Below are 19,385 nucleotides of genomic sequence, written 5' to 3'. Positions count from 1 at the left end.
GCAGGCCGGATCGGCCTACTGCGGCGTGCCGCGCTGGGCCAGCAGCAGGGCCTGGAACTCGCGCGCCGGCATCGGCTTGCCGATCAGGTAGCCCTGCAGCACGTCGCATCCGGTGGGGCGGATCGCGGCAGCCTGGGCCTCGGTCTCGATTCCTTCGCAGATCACCGTCAGCTTGAGCAACTTGGCGAAGGCGATCACGCCGTTGACGATGTCCAGGCAGCGGCGGTCCTGCTCGATCTCCTGCACGAAGGAGCGGTCGATCTTGATCGCCGTGATCGGAAACCGGCGCAGGTAGGACAGGTTCGAGTAGCCGGTGCCGAAATCGTCGAGGGCGATGCCGAAGCCCTCCTGCTGCAGCGAACGCAGCACCGAGGCAGCCTTGTCGATGTCCTGGGCCAGCATGCTTTCCGTGACTTCCAGCTTGATGCGCTCCGGGTGCAGGCCGTAGTGCGCCACCAGGTTCTTCAGCAGCAGCGGCAGGTTCTCGTCGCTCAGCTGGCGCGCCGAGACGTTCACCGCCACCTGCAGCCGGTAGCCGAGCAGCTCCCATTCGCGCGCCTGGCGGCAGGCTTCCTCGCAGACCCAGGCGCCGACCGCCGTGATCGCCGGCGAATCCTCGAGCATCGGCAGGAAGGCGTACGGGCCCAGCACGCCCAGGTCCGGGTGGTCCCAGCGCAGCAGGGCCTCGGCCCCGACCACGGCGCCGTTGGCGGCGCTGACCTGCGGCTGGTAGTAGAGCACGAACTGGCGCCGCTCGAGCGCCGAAAAGACTTCCTGGCGCAGTTGCAGGCGCTCCTTGCTCAGGCGCGCCGATTCGGGCGAGAACACGCTGAAGGTATGGCGGCCGTTGTCCTTGGCCGCATACATGGCGGCGTCGGCATTGTTGAGCAGCTCGTCCGCCGTCAGCGTGCCTGGCTTGCCGAGCGCGATCCCGATGCTGGCGCCGACCGCGACCTTCAGGTGGTCGACCGCGATCGGTTCGGCCATGCGCCGCAGGACCGCGGCCGCCAGCGCCTTCGCCGAGCCGGTATCGGCATGCGTGAGCACGAACACGAACTCGTCGCCGCTGATGCGCGCGACGGTGGTATCGGGGGCCGCAAAGGTGGCCAGGCGCCTGCCGATCTCCTGCAGGACCAGGTCGCCGGCCTGGTGGCCATGGGCGTCGTTGACTTCCTTGAAGTGGTCGAGGTCGATGAACAGCACGCCGACCATGTCGTCGCGCGCCAGCGCGTCGTCGAGCGCGCGCAGGCAGCTCAAGCGGTTGTGCAGGCCGGTCAGGCTGTCGTGGGTCGCCAGGTGGACCAGGCGCTCCTCGGCTTCCTTGCGTTCGGTGATGTCGGCGAAAAACACCGTGAGGCCGCTCTTCGACGGATACGCACGCACCTCGATCCAGATACCCAGCGGTGCGTAGAAGTTCTCGCAGCTGGCGAGGGTCTGGCTTGCGAGCGCGCGCCGGTAGGTGAGGTCGAACGGGCTGCCGACCCCTTCCGGGAATTCGTCCCACATGTTCTTGCCGAGCAGCTCGGCGGGCCGGCGTCCCAGCCAGGCCGCACCGCGTGCGTTCATGTAGGTGAATCGCCAGTCGCAATCGACCGAGAAGCAACCATCCGAAATGTTTTCGAGCACGGTGGAGAGGCGCGCGCGTGCGGCCGCCGCGGCGCGCTGGGCATGGATGGTCTCGCTGACGTCTTCCAGGAAGGCGGCGAAATTCGTGACGGCACCGGCGCCGTCGCGCACCGGGAACAGGTGCATGCGGCTCCAGAACGGGGTGCCGTCCTTGCGGTAGTTGCGCAGCGTGCCGCTGAAGCTGCCGCCGGCGCCGATGGCTTCGCGCATCGCCGCGAGTTCCGGCTGCTTACGGTCGCCGTTCTGCAGGAAGCGGCAGTTGCGGCCGACCACCTCGGCCAGCGGGTAGCCGGTCATCGCTTCGAAGGCCGGATTCGCCCAGGCGATCGGGTGATCGTCCCGCAGCGCATCGGTGATGACGATGGCCGTGCTGCTGCCCTTGATCAGACTCATGAAGAAGGCGGCGGGTTGGTCCTCGAGCTTGATCAGGGTGAGCAACTGGTAGTTCGACGGGTGCGTTGACATGGTCGCCTGTTTGGATACTGGACGGCTTCGGTGTAAACGCCGCGTTCGATACGCGGACACGTAAGCGGGCCCGGCATTAGGACAAGGATACCATGCCCAGAGCCGCCATCTTCGCGCGCAGGGCGAGGCGGTCGGCATCGATCCGGGCGCCGTTGGTCCGGCTCGACAAGGCGCTTTTATCCTTGCGGCCGAGGAAGTAGGCGATCCGCTCCGCGTTCGCTCCGGACGGGTGGGGAATCCCGTGCAGGATGCGTCCTTCGTCGAGGATGCCGCGGCGCGCCAGCCAGGACAGCGCCTGACCGACCTTGGGGCCGAGCGGCACGAACACGGCATCGGGCAGCTGCGCCGCCTCGGCCGCGAAATAGTCCAGCAACTGGGCCTGCAGCAGCGGCGTGGTCAGCATGTTCGGATTCGCGCCATTGTAATTGGCGCCGTCGACGAAGATCGGGTGGCGCAGCGCCGCCGTCACGTGCATCAGGCGGGCGTCCGCGCCGAACAGGGTGGCGCAGCTGGCGACGCCGAGCCAGCGCTGCAGGCCGACGTGGTCGAGCAGGGCCACCAGGTTGGGGCGGATCGCGCCGCTGAAGGCGCCGGTGTATTTGGCGGCGCGCAGCAGCTCGTGCTCGGGCGCGCCCAGCGCGAGCTGGCGCCGCGCTTCCCGCACCGCGTTCTTCCATTGCGCGAAGCCCGGCGTGATGCCGACCACGACCACGCGCGCCTGCCGGTTGAGGTAATCGAAGGGAATGTAGTGCGCGCTCAGCGGACCGGCGCCGGCAAGCAGGAAGGAAGAGGGAATGCCGTCCGGGGCGCCGATGGCATCCGGGTCGGTGCCGAGGATGATGTCGCGGAAGCGGTCGAAGGTGGCTGGGAGCATGCGGCATTGTGCCATGCACCGGCATGACCGGGCGGGCACTGTTGCCCGGGTCATGCCGGCCTTGGCTTACAGCCTTACTTGAAGTACACGCTGGCCTGCGTCTTGTTGTTCGACTCGTCCGATTCGGCGATGCTGTTGTCCGGATCGGCGATGGCGGTCAGCACATGCGTGCCGCGCGTGCGCGTGGTCGGCCAGACGATGCTGACGTCGGCGCTGGCGCCCGGCTCCAGGCTCACCGGCGCGGTGCTGCCGACGACCGAGGTGTCTTCCATGAACCTCACGACGACGCCGGCGGCGGCACTGGTGCCCTTGTTGGCGACGGTGGCGATCAGGGTGGCCTTCGAATTCACCTGTGCCGAGCGGACCGAGGTCACCACCAGGTCGGGCTGGTCGAAGCGGGCGAACAGGCGCTTGCCGTCGGCCTGGCGCGCGATCGATGCCAGCTGGCTGTGGTAGCCGTTGGCCGGATCGTCGGCCGGCGACGGGTTGGTGGCGCAGGCCAGGGTGCAGCCGTCCGCATAGCCGACCAGCAGGCGGCCCTGGGCATCGACGGTCGCGTCCATGAAGTCAAGCAGATTACGGCAGGGATTCGAGCCGCCGCCCAGCCAGACACAGCCCGCCTGGACCGGGTCGGTCGGGGTCGCGTCGGTCGTGATCCAGCTCTTGCCGCCGTCGTAGCTGTGGGCGATGTACAAGTGCCACTGGCCGGTGAAGGCGGCGTCCTGGTAGTTGCCGGCGGTCGGCGTGCCGAGGTAGGCGAAGGCGGCGCGGTCGGCATCGCCCGCGACCACGGCCGGGAACACCGTGTTCTGGATGCCGAACGGGGCGCTGATGTCCTGGTCGTCGGTCCAGCTCAGGCCGCGGTCGCGCGTCACCGCCACGCGCGGGTGGCCGTCGCCGTTCTGGTAGCCGAAATACACGGTGCCGTCGGCGCCGATGCCGACCGAGGGATCGCTGTCGCCGGCGGTGCTGCCCGGGACCTTGCGGATGGTCCAGGTCATGCCGTTGTCGGTCGATACCGCGAAGCCTTGCTGGCCGCCGCAGTTCTTGTTCGGCAGGTAGACGGTGCCGTCCGGGCCGACCTTCACGTGGCCGTGCAGACCGCCGCAATCGGCGAGGGTGTACACCGGCATCGACGGGCCGTAGCTCAGGCCGCCGTTGTCGCTGCGCGCGCAAGTGGCGGCGGCGAGCGACTGCGAGCAGTAATACACCGCGTGCGGATAGCTGCCCAGCAGCGGCGCCAGCGCCGCCACGTACGGGCCGCCGCCGATCGACTGGTGGTCGACGCCCTGGCCGACGCCGCCGCCCTGGGTCGGCGTCCAGCTGTCGCCGTCGTTGTCGGTATAGCAGGACAGGCTGTTCACGACGGGATTCGCGAGCAGCTGGGATTCGATGCTGTGGCCGAGCTTCGAATCGGTCCACAGGATCGGATCGAGCCCGGTGACCGCGGTACAGTTGGGAAGGCCGGCCGACCTGGCCTGCCAGGTCGCGCTTGCCGGCTTGACTGTATCGTCGAAGGCCACCTGCAGGGTCTGGGTATTCGACTGGAACAGCACTTTGCCGGTCTTCCAGTTGGCGCCGATCGAAGGTTCGCCGGCAGTGGTGCCGAGCTTGCTGCCGGCCGGCGGCTGGTAGCTGACATAGCTGGGCGGGGTGCCGGTGCCGGGCGTGGCCACCGCCGGTTTCGCGACCAGTTCGACGCTGGCGGAGATGCTTTCGCCGAGCGGGGCGTAGGGCACGACGCGCACCGTGTAGGTGCCCGGCACCGCCGGCAGCAAGGCGACCTCGGGGTCGCTCTGCGAGGCGGCGGAGCCGACCACGTTGCCGCCCTCGTCGAGGATGTAGAGATCGAAGTCGGCGGTGGCGTTCGACCACTTCACGCGCACCGCCAGGTTATGGTCTGCCGCATAGGCGGCGGGGACGTCGACCGTCAGCGTGAAGTCGTCGCAGGGCAGCGCCGTATTGCAGGTGACGGCGCCGGCCAGGCCGCTGACGTTGGGCACCAGGAAAGGCCCGGCCGTGTAATTCAGCGCCGTATTCCGGTCGCTCACCGCGCCGCTGGCCGGCGTGGCGGCGCCGGCCAGTCCGGCGTGCATGCCGGCGTACAGCACCGCCATGGTCAGCGGCAAGGCAGACCATGTTGTTCTTGTCGATCTCATCACTTTTCTCCTTGGTCGCGCAGGTAGGCGGCAGAACCGTTCCGCTCGGTTATCCATCCCGCGTTCTTGAACAAAACGTAGCAGAGCTCGTCAATACTGAATGTGCGATAACCAACATAAAGAAGCGCGGCAGACGCGCGCGAGCCCGGTTTTTCGCCCGTGCTAGGATCGGGGCATCCACGTTCCATTCTCCGAGGACGACATCACGTGCAAGCGCAAACCGGTATCACGCAGGCGCCGTTCGGGACCTTGCCCGACGGCGCGCCAGTCACCCAGTTCACCCTCGCCAACCGCAACGGCATGCGGGTGCGGATCCTGGATTTCGGCGGCATCATCACCGAGATCCACGTGCCCGACCGCGATGGCCGCCTGGCCGACGTTGCCCTCGGCTTCGACAGGCTCGAACCCTATCTCGGCGAGAGCCCGTATTTCGGCGCCCTGATCGGCCGCTACGGCAACCGCATCGCCAAGGGCCGATTTGTGCTTGACGGTCACAAATACGAGCTGGCCACGAACAACGGCAACAACCACCTGCACGGCGGCACGCGCGGCTTCGACAAGGTGTTGTGGCAGGCCGCCGCCGAGGGAGGCGAGCTGCGGCTACGCTACCGCAGCGTGGACGGCGAGGAGGGCTATCCGGGCAATCTCGATGCCCAAGTCGTCTACAGCCTGAGCGACGAGAACGAGATCGTGGTGCGGTTTTCCGCAACCACCGACAAGCCGACTCCCGTCAACCTGACCCAGCACAGCTATTTCAACCTGGCCGGCATCGAAGGCTGCGGCGACATCCTCGGCCACGAGCTGTTCGTCGACGCCGCCGGCTTCGTGCCGATCGACGCCGAATCGATCCCGCTGGGCGGGGTGCGCCCGGTGGACGGCACTCCCTTCGATTTCCGCCGGCCGCGCCCGATCGGCAGCCGCATCGGCGAGCCGGACCAGCAGCTCGCCAACGGCCAGGGCTACGATCATTGCTTCGTGCTCGACAAGGCGGCCGGCAGCCGCGCGCCGATTGGCAAGCCCAGGGCCGCGGTGCGCGTGCGCGACCCGGGCTCGGGGCGGGTGCTGGAGCTGTTCACCCAGGAGCCGGGCGTGCAGTTCTACAGCGGGAACTTTCTCGACGGCAGCTTGGCGGGCAAGGGCTGCGCCTACCCGCACCGGGGCGGCTTCTGCATCGAGCCCGAGCATTTTCCGGACTCGCCCAACCAGCCCGGCTTTCCAAACACGATCCTGCGGCCGGGCGAGACCTATGCGACCGAGTCGCGCTTCCGGTTTTCGGTAGAAGCCTGAGACTGGCATGTGGTGTTGCGCAGAATACTCATCATGTAAAGAAATTTCCTAACATTAATTTTTCTCCATCGACTTCGCACCATTCTGGAGCGTAACCTTAGTTGCCGTGGGTAAATATATGAATTGCCAGCGCACAATGACGGTTTGGAGAAAGAATGAATATCAATGATTGGAAGATCGGCACGCGGCTCGGAATGGGCTTCGGTGTCATCTGTATCGCGCTCGTCTTCACGGTGGGTCAGGGCTTGGCAATGCTTGGCAAGGTCAACGAGGGAACCAATACCATCGTGACCAAGCGGGTGCCGCGGCTCGACCTGATGACGCGCATGCTGAACGAAGTGAACGATACCGCGATCGCCCTGCGCAACATCATGTTGAGCGATGACGCCGCCGACCGCGCCACGCAGCGCGAGAAGATCATGGCCTCGCGCAAGGAGGCGGAGACGATTCTCGCCACCCTCGACAAGACTCTGGAAAACCAGCATGGGCGCGACCTCCTGCGCCAGCAGCAAGAGCTCTACGTCAAATACGTCAAGGCCCAGGACCAGCTGTTGCAGATGATCGGCAACAATGACCTCGACGGCGCAAAGACTTACCTGACCAGGGAAGTGCGCGGCATCCTGACGGCGTTCAAGGGCGCGATCAGCGAACAGATCCAGATGCAGAAGGACCTCGCCGGCCAGGATGCCAGCGCCGCGGCCAAGACCTACGCCGATACCCGCATCCTGATGCTGGCGGTGGGCCTGTTGACCCTGGCCGGTGCGGGCGCGCTGGCGTGGTGGATCTCGGCCTCGATCACGCGCCCGGTGCGCCGCGCCCTGGACGTCGCCAACGCCGTCGCCGCCGGCGACCTGAGCACCCGCGTGGAGGTGACGAGCCGCGACGAAATGGGCCAGCTGCTGCAGGCCTTGAAGACGATGAACGAGAACCTGGTCAAGACCGTGACCACGGTGCGCACCGGCACCGAGGCGATCGGCACCGCGTCCAGCGAAGTCGCGGCCGGCAACCAGGACCTCTCCAGCCGCACCGAGCAGCAGGCCAGCTCGCTGGAAGAGACGGCGTCCTCGATGGAAGAACTGACCTCGACCGTGAAGCAGAACGCCGACAACGCGCGCCAGGCGAACACCCTGGCCGAGGCGGCGTCCGGGGTCGCCGCGCGCGGCGGCCAGGTGATCCATGACGTGGTGACGACCATGCAGCAGATCCACGAGGCGTCCGGCAAGATCGCCGACATCATCTCGGTCATCGACGGCATCGCCTTCCAGACCAATATCCTGGCGCTGAACGCCGCGGTGGAGGCGGCGCGCGCCGGCGAGCAGGGCCGCGGTTTCGCGGTGGTGGCCGGCGAGGTGCGTTCGCTGGCCCAGCGTTCGGCCGCGGCCGCGAAAGAGATCAAGGTCCTGATCGACGACTCCAGCGGCAAGGTCGGCACCGGCAGCCGCCTGGTGCAGGAAGCGGGCAGCACCATGGGCGACATCGTCGACAGCGTGCGCCGCGTGACGGACATCCTCGGCGAGATCAGCTCCGCCAGCCAGGAGCAGAGCGCCGGGATCGAGCAGATCAACGAAGCCATCACCCAGATGGACACCGTGACCCAGCAGAACGCCGCGCTGGTCGAACAGGCCGCGGCGGCCTCGCAGTCCATGCAGGACCAGGCCGCGCGCCTGTCGGCGGCGGTGGCGGTGTTCAAGCTCGATCATGCGTCCGCATCGGCCACCGTTGCCGCGCCGCCGCGCGCGCCCGCCCGCACGGCACTGCCGGCACGTCCCGCGCGCCCCGCGGCGACGGCTGCGGTGAGCGACTGGGAAGAGTTTTAAGCGTTGGCTCGTCGTCCCCGCTGTGCGGAGACGACGGTCCTATCCACGCCATCGCCGATTATGTTAGGCTCTCCGACGCGCCGCCAGCAGGCGCGCCCGGTAACCGTCTTTACAAGGATCAGCATGACTGGCTTCGTCATTACTCCGCCCACCACCGCCTCCCTCGCCATCAGCGGCTCCGACCAGGTCTTCCCGCTGCGCCGCGTGTTCTGCGTCGGCCGTAACTACGCCGCCCACGCGCGCGAAATGGGCGCCGACCCGGACCGCGAACCGCCGTTCTTCTTCTCGAAACCGGCCGACGCGGTGGTGCCGGCCAGCGGCACGCTGCCGTATCCGCCGGCCACGCGCGAACTGCACCACGAGGTCGAGCTGGTGGTGGCCCTGAAGGAGGGCGGCGCCGACATCGCCCCCGAGCGCGCGCTCGACCTGGTGTGGGGCTATGCGGTCGGCCTGGACCTGACCCGGCGCGACCTGCAGGCCATCGCCAAGAAGGACGGCCGGCCGTGGGACATGGCCAAGGGCTTCGATGCCTCCGCGCCCTGCAGCCCACTGCAGCCGCTGTCGTGCACCGGTCACCCGCAACAAGGCCGCATCTGGCTGGAGGTGAACGGCGAACTCAAACAGGAAGGCAACCTGGACGAGATGATCTGGCCGGTGGCCGACGTGATCAGCTACCTGTCGCGCTTCGTGACGCTGGCCCCGGGTGACCTGATCTTCACCGGCACCCCGTCCGGGGTCGGTGCCTTGAACCCCGGCGACCGCGTGCGCGGTGGCGTGGAAGGCGTGACCACCTTCGAACTCGTCGTCGCCGGCGAATGACGGCGAAGGTAAGCGGGCTGCTGCAGATCGGCAGCTTCGCGCCCGAAATCCAGTCGCAGCTCGATGCCGAATTCGATTGCCTGCGGGCCGGCGACCTCGCGCGTGAACCGGGCCGCGCCCATGGGATCCGCGCGCTGGTCACGCGCAGCAACCTGGAGGTGCCGGCCAGCCTGGTCGAACGCCTGCCGGACCTGGAGATCATCGCCACCTGCGGCGTCGGCTACGACCTGATCCCGCTCGGCCTGGCCGCGCAGCGCGGCATCGTGGTGTCGAACACCCCGGACGTGCTGAACGCCGCGGTCGCCGAGCTGTGCATCGGCGCGCTGCTGTCCCTGCTGCGCAAGCTGCCCCAGGCCGACCGCTACGTGCGCGAAGGGCGTTGGCCCGATGCCAACTTCCCCCTGAGTACCAGCCTGGCCGGCAAGCACGTCGGCATCGTCGGCCTGGGCCGGATCGGCAAGGACATCGCGCGCCGCCTGGAGCTGTTCGGGGTGGCCCTGGCCTACCATGGCCGCACCGACCAGAACCTCCACTGGCGCTTCGAAGCCGACCTGGCGGCGCTGGCGCGCGATGTCGACATCCTGATCGTGGCGGCGCCGGGCGGACCCGAGACCGCGCGCATGATCGACGCGCGCGTACTGGACGCGCTCGGGCCGAGGGGCTACCTGGTGAACGTGGCGCGCGGCTCGCTGGTCGATCAGGAGGCGCTGCTGGCGGCGCTGGCGCAGGGCCGCATCGCCGGCGCGGCGCTCGACGTGTTCGACGCCGAGCCGGACATCGATGCGCGCTTCTTCGGACTGGAGAACGTGCTCCTGACGCCGCACCTCGGCAGCGCCACGCATGAGACGCGGGCGGCGATGGCGCAGCTGATGCTGGATAACCTGCGGGCTTGGTTCAGGAGCGGCAGGGCGCTGACGCCGGTCACGTAGGGTCGGCACGGGGTGCCCACCCTACGGCCAACTCAATTGGCCATGTTCTTGGCCACGATTGCATCCGTCGCCGCCTGCGCCTGCTGCAGCGGCTGGTTCAGCACATCGGTCGCATAGGTCGGCGCCGGCGTCGCCACGGTGCCCAGCGCGCCGCCGCCCTGCTTGCTGATGTCGATGTCGACGGTGGCCGACAGGCCCACGCGCAGCGGGTGCTGGGCCAGTTCCTTCGGATCGAGCGTGATCCGCACCGGCACCCGCTGCACCACCTTGATCCAGTTGCCGGTCGCGTTCTGCGCCGGCAGCAGCGAGAAGGCGCTGCCGGTGCCGGCGGCCAGGCCGACCACCTTGCCGTGGTAGGCCACCTTGCTGCCGTAGATGTCGGCCTCGATCGTGGCCGGCTGGCCGACGCGGATGTCGCGCAGTTCCGATTCCTTGAAGTTGGCGTCGATCCACAGCTGGTCGAGCGGCACGATGGAGAGCAGCGGCGCGCCCGGGGCGATGCGGCTGCCGACCTGCACGCTGCGCTTGGCAACGTAACCGCTCACCGGCGCCACGATGGCGTTGCGGCGTGCCGCCAGCCAGGCCGACAGGTAATCGGCCTTGGCCGCCAGCACGGCCGGGTGCTCGCTCGGCGCCACGCCGGCCACGGCCACGCGGGCCGCCGCCACCTGCTTCAGCGCCACGTCCAGCGCGGCCTTCGCGTCCTCGACGGCGCGGCGCGCATGCGCCACATCTTCGCCGGAAACCACGTTGCCGGCCGCCAGCGGCAGGCGCCGCGCCAGGTCGTCCTGGGCCGCCTTGAGGGTCACACGGCGCTGCTCGACCACGGCGTTCAGCTGCTCGACGTTGGAATAGCGTTCGCGCTGCTGGCGCACGGCCGTGCCCAGGCGCGCCTCGGCCTGGGCCAGGTTCACCTCGGCGTCGGACGGGTCCAGGCGCACGATTTCTTCGCCGGCTTTCACTAACTGGGTTTCGTCGGCGCGGATCTCGACCACGCTGCCGGTCACCTGCGAGGAGACGTTGACCAGGTTGCCGCCCACGTAGGCGTTGTCGGTTTCGACGCGCTTCGAGGCGACCAGCGTGTAATAGGCGCCGTAGGCCAGGCCGGCGGCGAGGAAGGCGACGGTGATGCCCGCCAGGACGACGCGGCGCTTGCCTTTGTTAGGGATTGGGTTGTTCTCGGTACTCATGGGACGGTGTCGTTGATTATTTGATGTTATTGGAAGCGGATGCGGACGCGTTGTCCGGCGTGGCGCGGTAACCGCCGCCGAGCGCCTTGACCAGCGCCACCTGGGTCTGCAGGCGGGCGTCGAGCAGCTGCAGGTCGGTATCCTGCTGGCGCAGCAGCGTCATCCTCGCCTGCAGCAGGCCGGCGCGTTCCAGCAGGCCACGCTTCATGCGTGCCTCGGCGCTGTCGACCAGCTTGCGGCTGGAGTCCAGCGCAAGCTGGTGCGCCCGCGATTCCTGCTCGAGGCCCTGCAGGGTAGCGCCTTCCTGGGCCACGTCGCGTACGGCGGCCAGCACGGCCTCGTTGTACTCGCTGACCAGTTCATCGCGATTGCTGCGCGCCACGCCCAGCTGGGCCTTCAGGCGGCCGCTGTCGAACAGCGGCAGGTCGAGGGTGGCGCCGATCAGCGGCGTGCGGCTGGGCCAGCGCAGCAGCTTGCCGAGCGAGACCGCGTCGAGGCCGAGTGCGCCCACCAGGTTGATGTCGGGACGGAAGGCGGCTTCGCTGGCGGCCACGCGGCCGAGCTGGGCCTCGACCCGCCAGCGCGCGGCCTGCAGGTCCGGACGGCGCGCCAGCAGTTCCATGCCGAGTTCGCGCGGCAGGGCGTTGACGCCGGGCGCCGGCTTGACACGAGCCAGCTTGGCGAGGGCCTGGGTGTCGCCGCCGATCAGGGCGCGCAGCACTTCGCGCTCGCGACCGGCCTGGGTGTTCAGGCGCTTCGCCTGCTCTTCCATCACGCCGAGGTCGAGTTCCGCGCTGGCCAGCTGCTCGCTGCTGGCCAGGCCATGGGCGATGCGGGCCTTGCGGCCGTCCACCAGCTCGCGCTGCACGGCCGCCAAAGCGTTCACGTTGTCCTGGCGCGCCCACAGCATCTGCAGGCGGAAGTAGCTCTGGGCGACGCTGGCGGCAATCGCCTGCGCGGACTGGGCGGCCTCGGCCCGGCGTACATTGGTTTCGCCCAGCGCGGCGGCGACCAGCGAGCGGTGCTTGCCCCACCAGTCGACGTCGTAGGACGCGCGCAGCTGCACGTTGGCGTCGTTGTACCAGGCGCCGCCGAGCGGCGGCGGGAAGAAGCCGTTGGCTGAATAACGCTGGCGGTTCATGCCAGTCGCCAGGCCGACCTGGGCACCTTCGTCGGCGCGTTCGGCCGCGAGCGCGGCCTGGGCACCGGCGATGCGCGCCTGCACCACGGCCAGGCTCGGGTTGTCATGCAGCGCGCCCTGGATCAGGGCGTCGAGCTGCGGGTCGCCGTAGGTCAGCCACCATTGTTCGGCCGGCCAGGCGTCCGCGGGCAGATCGATGCCGGGCGCGTGCTGGGCGCGCGCAGCGAGGCCGATCGCGGCCGCAGGCCCGGTATCGGCCGGCACCGCGATGCAGCCGGCCAGCAGCGCCAGCACGGCGCCGGCGATCGCGGCATTCTTGAGGATGAGGGAGGTGTGTCGCACTTGTTCTAGCTTTCCAAATTAATCGAGGTGCGCGTGATCGACCGGGGCCGGGGCGCTGGATGCCTTCGGCGGACGGATCAGGAGCAGCAGCGGGATCACGGCCATGGTGAGCAGCATCATCAGCCAGTAGTCGTCGACGTAGGCGATCATCGAGGCCTGGCGCGTGACTTCGTTGTTGATCATGGCGGCGCCAAGCTGGGAGCCCATGTTGTAGACGCTGGCCGGATCGTTCAGCGCCGGGTTGGTGTTGGTGATGTGGGTCGTCAGCGAGGCGTGGGCGATCTGGGTGTTCCGCACCAGCAGCGCCTGCACCAGCGCGATGCCGATCGAGGAGCCGATGTTTCGAATCAGGCTGTACAGCGCCGTGCCTTCGGCGCGCATCTGCGGCGACAGCGTGGCGAAGGTGGCGGCCGACAGCGGCACGAACACCAGGCCCAGGCCCACGCCCTGGATCACGCCCGGCCACACGATGTCGGACTGCGACAGCCCCAGCGTGTACCGGGTCATCTGCCACAGCGAGAACGCGGTGATGGCAAAGCCGCTGCCCAGCAGCAGGCGGAAGTCGACCTTGCCGGTCAGTTTGCCCACCACCAGCATGGCCGCCATCGTGCCCAGCCCCGACGGCGCCGTCACCAGTCCGGCCAGCGCCGCCGGATAGCCCATCAGGCCCTGCAGCATGGTCGGCATCAGCGCGCGGGTCGCGAACAGCACCATGCCGACGATGAAGATCAGCAGCAGGCCGGTGACGTAGTTCGAGTTCTTCAGCAGGCGGAAGTCGACGAAGGACTGGCCGGCCGGGCGCGTCAGCGTGTGGCCGATGAAGTAGGCGAACGACAGCGCCGTCAGGACCAGCTCGACCCAGGTCTCGATCGACTGGAACCAGTCGTTCTGCTCGCCGCGGTCGAGCAGCATCTGCAGCGCGCCGATCGCGATCGACAGCGTGAGGAAGCCGAACATGTCGAAGCGCACGCGGCGCGCGGCGACGGTCGGGTGGATGTAGCGCCAGATGCCGTAGAAGGCCACCGCGCCGATCGGCAGGTTGATGAAGAACACCCAGCGCCAGCTGTAGCTGTCGGTCAGCCAGCCGCCCAGGGTCGGGCCGAGGATCGGGCCAATCATCACGCCCATGCCCCATACCGCCATCGCCGAGCCGTGCTTCTCTTTCGGATTGATGTCGAGCAGGACCGACTGCGACAGCGGCACCAGGGCCGCGCCGAACACGCCCTGCAGCATGCGCGAGACGACGATCTCGGTCAGGTTCATGGAGATGCCGCACAGGGCCGAGGCGACCGTGAAGCCGGCCACCGACACCAGGAACACCTTCTTCAGGCCGAAGCGGTCGACCAGCCAGCCGTTCAGCGGCGTGGCGATGGCGGCGGCCACGATGAAGGAGGTCAGCACCCAGGTGATCTGGTCCTGCGAGGCCGACAGCGCGCCCTGCATGTGCGGCAGGGCGACGTTGGCGATGGTGCCGTCCAGCGCCTGGATGATGGTCGCCAGCATGATCGAGATCGTGATCATGGTGCGGTTGATCGGCGGATCCGCCGGCGCCGGCGCGCCGGTAGTGGCTGCGCTCACAGCTGCTCCTCGATGCGGGTGCGCAGCAGTTCCAGCAGCTCGGTGGCGGCGGCCAGCTTGTCGGCAGCGATATCGCCGAGCAGGGCGCTGCGCACGGCAGTCGCCTGCTCGCGCACCTGTTGGTACAGGGTCGTGCCGGCCTCGGTCAGGTGGACCAGCTTGACGCGGCGGTCGGTGGGCGAGGCCGAGCGCGTGACCAGGCCCTCGCGTTCGAGGCGGTCGAGCATCGATACCATCGACGGGCCTTCGACGCCGACCAGGTCGGCCAGGGCGCGCTGCGACATCGGCTCGGCCGACTTGGCGATCGTGGCGATGGTCATCCAGCCGGCCTGGCCGATGCCCAGGTGCTTGAGTTGCTTGTCGATCAGGAGGCGCCAGCCGCGCGCCGTGTTGTGCACGGCGGCGGAAAAGCGCTCCCCGACCGGGGATTCAGGTAGGTCACTCATCGTTAGCAATCGAATCGATAGTAATCTATCGAGTTTAGTTTGTGCAAGCCAATCTGTAAAGAGCGATTCCTTGTGAGCCGTGGTGTCAGAGTCGTCTTAACGATGAGAAGGAGAACCTCATGCAGCAAGCCGCATTGCTGACTGTCCACAGAATGGGCGCCACCCCGCGCGACTATGCCGAGAAGCTGTTCGAGGCGGTGGCGGCGCGGCCCTGGTCGACGACCGCCCGATCAATGCGGGGCGGGGCGCGGTGAGCTGGATCCTGAAGAGCTGGAACCCGCTGTCCCACACGGCCTGCTGGGCCGGTGCCCAGGTGCTCGAGGTGCTGGCGCAACGGCTGCGGCGCCAGATCTAGCGATCCGACGTGCCGGTTCCTGTCGCGCGCGCCTTGGCGACGAAGGCACGAAGGTAATCGATGTCGCCGTCGGCCTCGCGCACGCCCAGGAACAGCTGCTTGGCGACGCCGCGCTCGCCCAGCCGCACCGACGTGAGCGCCATCTTGGGGACGTATTCATCCACCAGCCAGCGTGGCAAGGCGGTAACGCCGCGCCCGGCGGCTACCATCTGCAGCAGGATGTCGGTGGTTTCGATGACCTTGTGCTTGCGCGGCATGCACGCGGCCGGCAGCAGGAACTGGTTGTAGATGTCCAGGCGCTCGACCGCGACCGGATAGGTGATCAGGACTTCCTCCGCCAGCTCGTGCGGCATGACGTGGCCGCGTCCGGCCAGGCGGTGGCCGCTTGCTACCACCAGCACCTGCTCGTAGTCGAACACCGGCTCGAAGCGCAACCCCGGCTTGTGCAGGGGATCGGGCGTGACCAGTATGTCGATCTCGTAGCCGAACAGGGCGCCGATGCCGCCGAACTGGAATTTCTGCTTGACGTCGACGTCGACGTCCGGCCAGTCGGCCAGGTAAGGCGCGACCACCTTCAGCAGCCACTGGTAGCAGGGGTGGCATTCCATCCCGATGCGCAGGGTGCCGCGCTGGCCCTGCGCGTACTGGCGCATCAGTTGCTCCGCATGCTCGAGCTGCGGCAGCACCCGGTTGGCCAGGCCGAGCAGGTATTCACCGGCCTGGGTAAGACGCAAGCTGCGTCCTTCGCGGTGCCAGACATCGGTGCCGAGCTGCTGCTCGAGCTTCTTGACCGTGTGGCTGAGTGCCGATTGCGTCAGGCACAGCACGTTTGCCGCCGCCGTCAGGGAACCCTGGCGGCTGACCTCGCGGATGACGGCCAGGTGAATGCGTTCGAGCATACTGAATCATGATTAAATTTAATGTATCAATGAAATATTACCATTTTTATTCATGAGTCACGCTGGCTATGATGCATGTCATTCTCACTAGGATTCATCGACATGGCCACCACACACAATCTCGGATATCCCCGCATCGGCGCCCGGCGCGAACTGAAATTTGCCCTCGAGCGGTACTGGCAGGGATCGTCCTCGCAAGCGCAGCTGGACCAGCTCGGCGCCCGGCTGCGCCAGCGGCATTGGCAGGACCAGGCCGGGCTGGACCTGGCGCCGGTCGGCGACTTTTCGTTGTACGACCAGGTACTCGACATGAGCTTTACGCTGGGGAACGTTCCGGCGCGTGCGCACCGCCAGGCGGGGAGCCGGCTCGACACCTATTTCCGGGTCGCGCGCGGGCGCGCGGCGCACGACACGGCCTGCGCCTGCGCGCATGCCGGCGAGATGACCAAGTGGTTCGACACCAACTACCACTACATCGTGCCCGAGTTTTCCGCCACCACCGAATTCACGCTTGACGCATCGCAGCTGCTGGCGCAACTGCGTGAAGCGCGTGCCCTTGGCGTGCCGGCCAAGCCGGTCATCGTCGGACCGGTCAGCTACCTGTGGCTGGGCAAGGCCAAGGACCAGTCCGACCGGCTGGCCCTGCTGCCGCGCCTGCTGCCGGTCTACGCCGCCCTGCTGGAGCAGCTGGCGCAGGAAGGTGCCGAGTGGGTCCAGGTCGACGAGCCGGTGCTGGTCACGGAACTCGACGGCGCCTGGCGCCAGGCTTTCGCCAGCGCGTATGAGAGTTTGCGCGAATCGCCGGCCAAGTTGCTGCTGGCGACGTATTTCGGCACGCTGCAGGACAACCTGGAGCTGGTGTGCGGCTTGCCGGTACAGGGCTTGCACATCGATGCCGTGCGCGGCCGCGCCGAAGTCGACGAGGTGGTGCGGCGCTGGCCGCGCGAGCGCGTGTTGTCGCTGGGCGTGATCGATGGCCGCAACGTCTGGAAGACCGACCTGCACGCGACGCTCGAATGGCTGGAGCCGATCCATGGGCTGCTGCGCGAGCGCTTGTGGATTGCGCCGTCCTGCTCGTTGTTGCACGTTCCGGTCGACCTCGATGGCGAGCAGGGACTGGACCGCGAGATCCGCTCCTGGCTCGCCTTCGCGCGCCAGAAGCTCGATGAACTCAAGTTGCTGGGCGTTGCGCTGAACCAGGGACGGGTGGCGGTGCAGGAAGCGCTGGTCGCAAACCATGCGGCGGTCAGCCGCCGGCATCGCTCGGCGCGGGTGCACGATCCGGAGATCAAGGCGGCGCTGCTTGGCATCTCCGCTGCGATGGGCCGGCGCGCCAGTGCCTACGAGACGCGCGCCGCCCGCCAGGCAGCGCTGCTTCGCCTGCCGGCTTACCCGACCACGACGATCGGTTCGTTCCCGCAGACGGCCGAGATCCGCGAGGCCCGCAAGCGCTTTCGCCAGGGCGCACTGGACGAAGCGGCCTACCAGGCGCTCATGCGCGCCGAAATCGCGCGCTGCGTGGGCGAGCAGGAAGCGATCGGCCTGGACGTGTTCGTCCATGGCGAGGCGGAACGCAATGACATGGTCGAATACTTCGGCGAGCAGCTCGACGGCTTCGCGTTCACCGAAGCCGGTTGGGTGCAATCCTACGGCTCGCGCTGCGTGAAGCCGCCAATCCTGTTCGGCGACGTCAAGCGGCCGCGCGCCATGACGGTCGAGTGGACCCGCTATGCGCAATCGCTGACCGACAAGCCGATGAAGGGCATGCTGACCGGTCCGGTCACCATCCTCAACTGGTCGTTCGTGCGCGACGACCAGCCGCGCTTTGAAACCTGCCGCCAGCTGGCGCTGGCGATCCGCGCCGAGGTGCTGGACCTCGAACGCAGCGGCGTGCGCGTGATCCAGATCGACGAAGCCGCGCTGCGCGAAGGGCTGCCGCTGCGCCGCGCGCAATGGCAGGCCTGCCTGGAGTGGGCGGTCGAGTGTTTTCGCATCGCCGCCAACGGCGTGCGCGACGACACCCAGATCCACACCCACATGTGCTACTCGGAGTTCAACGACATCATCGCCGCGATCGCCTCGATGGATGCAGACGTGATCACCATCGAGACCTCGCGCTCGGACATGGAGCTCCTGAACGCCTTCGACCACTTCAACTATCCGAACGCGATCGGTCCAGGGGTATACGACATCCATTCGCCGAACGTCCCCAGCCGCGAACACATCGAGCAGATGATGCGCAAGGCGGCGCGGCGCGTGCCGGCGCAGCGCCTGTGGGTCAATCCCGACTGCGGCCTGAAGACCCGCGGATGGGACGAGGTGCGCCCGGCGCTGCGCAACATGGTCGCCGCCGCCCGCAGCCTGCGCGCAGCCGCCTGAGCGCCGCGCCGGCCTTGTTCGCCGCCGTCCTGGTTCTTGCGCCGCGCGTCCTCCGTGCATGCGGGCGCGCTCGCATGACATCCTCCTTGACATGACTGGCGCCGATTCTACGTGGCAGCCGCCGGGCCCGCCGTTCGATTCTTCTTGAACACAGGCGCCGCCGGCGAACTGTGTTTCCGTGGCGTGACGGCTTCTGTGTGCGCCGCGTTGGGGAAGGGCCAACTATCATCGCGGGCATGACGAACACGAATGCAGAACAACCGGCCTTGCTCCCGCCGGCGGAACCGGCCGGATTCCAGGCGCGCCCGATCACACGCCACCGCGGCGCCAGCCACGCTGCGGGACATGACAGCGTGGCGGAGGAAATGCCGCTGGCGCTGGTGGTCAACGGTATTTCGCACGTGGTCATGATGGTCACCCCGCGGGATCTCGAGGCGTTCGCGGTGGGCTTCGCGCTGACCGAGGGCCTGGTCGACAGCCGCGCGCAGATCTACGATGCCGAGTTGCGCATGCACGCGCGCGCGGCCGAGGTCGAGCTGAGCATCGCGCAGGAGCCGTTCCAGCGACTGAAGGGGCGGCGCCGTGCGCTGGCCGGGCGCACCGGTTGCGGCGTGTGCGGCATCGAAAGCCTGGCGCTGCTCGACCTGGCGCCGGAGAAGATGGCGCCGGCGGCGCTGCCGGCGGACCCGGGCGCGGCCATCGCGCGCGCCGCCGCGGAACTGCCGCGGCACCAGATCCTGATGCGCGAGACGGGCGGCGTGCACGCCGCGGCCTGGTGCGCGCTTGACGGCGCGGTCCAGGCCGTGTTCGAGGATGTCGGGCGCCATAACGCCCTCGACAAGCTGATCGGCCACCTCGCACTCGGTGGGGCCGACCTGCGCAGCGGCTTCGTGTTCATGTCCAGCCGCGCCAGCTACGAGCTGGCGCGCAAGACCGCGCGCATGGGCATCCCGATGCTGGCCACGATCTCGGCGCCCAGTTCGCTGGCGATCGACATCGCCGCGCAGGCGGGGCTGAAGCTGGCCAGTTTCTGCCGCCAGGACGGGTTCGTCGAATATACCTGATCCGGCACGGACGAA

15 protein-coding genes are annotated in these 19,385 nt (G+C 68.0%); 7 read left to right on the top strand and 8 right to left on the bottom strand.

The genetic code is table 11. The features are described 5' to 3' along the window. Window positions 1–15: 15 nt before the first annotated feature. The 3 genes from ACI48D_RS04710 to ACI48D_RS04700 form a co-directional block, all read right to left on the bottom strand. Window positions 16–2,091: an EAL domain-containing protein gene (locus tag ACI48D_RS04710; protein WP_435570055.1), complete on the bottom strand. Its 2,076-nt coding sequence runs from the start codon at window positions 2,089–2,091 to the stop codon at window positions 16–18. A 76-nt stretch (window positions 2,092–2,167) separates the two neighbouring features. After that, window positions 2,168–2,965, bottom strand: a complete 798-nt coding sequence (locus tag ACI48D_RS04705; RefSeq protein WP_435570054.1) for a hypothetical protein — start codon at window positions 2,963–2,965, stop codon at window positions 2,168–2,170. A 74-nt stretch (window positions 2,966–3,039) separates the two neighbouring features. After that, window positions 3,040–5,124 carry a CARDB domain-containing protein gene (locus ACI48D_RS04700; protein WP_435570053.1) on the bottom strand — a complete coding sequence of 695 codons (2,085 nt, stop codon included), beginning with the start codon at window positions 5,122–5,124 and terminating at the stop codon, window positions 3,040–3,042. 207 nt (window positions 5,125–5,331) lie between these two features. Here ACI48D_RS04700 and ACI48D_RS04695 point away from each other — a divergent pair, with 207 nt between their 5' ends. The 4 genes from ACI48D_RS04695 to ACI48D_RS04680 all read left to right on the top strand — a co-directional run bounded on the left by ACI48D_RS04695 (window position 5,332) and on the right by ACI48D_RS04680 (window position 9,976). Further along, window positions 5,332–6,411: an aldose epimerase family protein gene (locus tag ACI48D_RS04695; RefSeq protein ID WP_435570052.1), complete on the top strand. Its 1,080-nt coding sequence runs from the start codon at window positions 5,332–5,334 to the stop codon at window positions 6,409–6,411. Window positions 6,412–6,566: 155 nt separating this feature from the next. Beyond that, a complete protein-coding gene (locus tag ACI48D_RS04690) occupies window positions 6,567–8,228 on the top strand; it encodes a methyl-accepting chemotaxis protein (RefSeq protein WP_435570051.1) in 1,662 nt (553 codons plus the stop codon). 123 nt (window positions 8,229–8,351) lie between these two features. Further along, a complete protein-coding gene (locus tag ACI48D_RS04685) occupies window positions 8,352–9,047 on the top strand; it encodes a fumarylacetoacetate hydrolase family protein (protein ID WP_435570050.1) in 696 nt (231 codons plus the stop codon). Beyond that, the gene (locus ACI48D_RS04680) at window positions 9,044–9,976 is read left to right on the top strand and encodes a 2-hydroxyacid dehydrogenase (protein ID WP_435570049.1); all 933 of its coding nucleotides are present in this window, start codon (window positions 9,044–9,046) and stop codon (window positions 9,974–9,976) included. The genes ACI48D_RS04685 and ACI48D_RS04680 overlap by 4 nt, the downstream gene beginning before the upstream one ends. A gap of 32 nt (window positions 9,977–10,008) precedes the next feature. Here the strand turns inward: ACI48D_RS04680 and ACI48D_RS04675 are convergent, their stop codons facing one another. The 4 genes from ACI48D_RS04675 to ACI48D_RS04660 are packed head-to-tail and all read right to left on the bottom strand — an operon-like array spanning window position 10,009 to window position 14,673. Next, the gene (locus ACI48D_RS04675; protein ID WP_435570048.1) at window positions 10,009–11,166 is read right to left on the bottom strand and encodes an HlyD family efflux transporter periplasmic adaptor subunit; all 1,158 of its coding nucleotides are present in this window, start codon (window positions 11,164–11,166) and stop codon (window positions 10,009–10,011) included. A 16-nt stretch (window positions 11,167–11,182) separates the two neighbouring features. Further along, window positions 11,183–12,649, bottom strand: a complete 1,467-nt coding sequence (locus tag ACI48D_RS04670; RefSeq protein ID WP_435570047.1) for an efflux transporter outer membrane subunit — start codon at window positions 12,647–12,649, stop codon at window positions 11,183–11,185. 18 nt (window positions 12,650–12,667) lie between these two features. Beyond that, a complete protein-coding gene (locus tag ACI48D_RS04665; RefSeq protein ID WP_435570238.1) occupies window positions 12,668–14,170 on the bottom strand; it encodes an MDR family MFS transporter in 1,503 nt (500 codons plus the stop codon). Between the two features lie 53 nt (window positions 14,171–14,223). Then, entirely contained in the window at window positions 14,224–14,673 is a 450-nt protein-coding gene (locus ACI48D_RS04660) for a MarR family winged helix-turn-helix transcriptional regulator (RefSeq protein ID WP_435570046.1), read from the bottom strand. A 119-nt stretch (window positions 14,674–14,792) separates the two neighbouring features. Between ACI48D_RS04660 and ACI48D_RS04655 the strand changes: the two genes are divergently transcribed. Next, on the top strand, window positions 14,793–14,927 hold the full coding sequence (locus ACI48D_RS04655) for a hypothetical protein (protein ID WP_435570045.1): 135 nt from the start codon (window positions 14,793–14,795) through the stop codon (window positions 14,925–14,927). A gap of 97 nt (window positions 14,928–15,024) precedes the next feature. Here ACI48D_RS04655 and ACI48D_RS04650 read toward each other — a convergent pair whose 3' ends face one another. Further along, window positions 15,025–15,927: a LysR family transcriptional regulator gene (locus ACI48D_RS04650; protein ID WP_435570044.1), complete on the bottom strand. Its 903-nt coding sequence runs from the start codon at window positions 15,925–15,927 to the stop codon at window positions 15,025–15,027. 102 nt (window positions 15,928–16,029) lie between these two features. On the opposite strand from ACI48D_RS04650, the gene metE reads away from it, so the two are divergent. Together metE and fdhD are read left to right on the top strand one after the other, a co-directional pair. After that, window positions 16,030–18,306 carry a 5-methyltetrahydropteroyltriglutamate--homocysteine S-methyltransferase gene (metE, locus tag ACI48D_RS04645; protein ID WP_435570043.1) on the top strand — a complete coding sequence of 759 codons (2,277 nt, stop codon included), beginning with the start codon at window positions 16,030–16,032 and terminating at the stop codon, window positions 18,304–18,306. A 236-nt stretch (window positions 18,307–18,542) separates the two neighbouring features. Further along, complete coding sequence (fdhD, locus tag ACI48D_RS04640) at window positions 18,543–19,370, top strand: formate dehydrogenase accessory sulfurtransferase FdhD (protein ID WP_435570042.1); 828 nt, start codon at window positions 18,543–18,545, stop codon at window positions 19,368–19,370. Window positions 19,371–19,385 lie beyond the last annotated feature (15 nt).

It is taken from the genome of Massilia sp. LXY-6, from assembly GCF_051233485.1.
Taxonomy (GTDB): domain Bacteria; phylum Pseudomonadota; class Gammaproteobacteria; order Burkholderiales; family Burkholderiaceae_D; genus Telluria.
The sequence above is the reverse complement of the archived record's forward strand: the minus strand, read 5'-3'. Positions and strand labels throughout refer to the sequence as shown.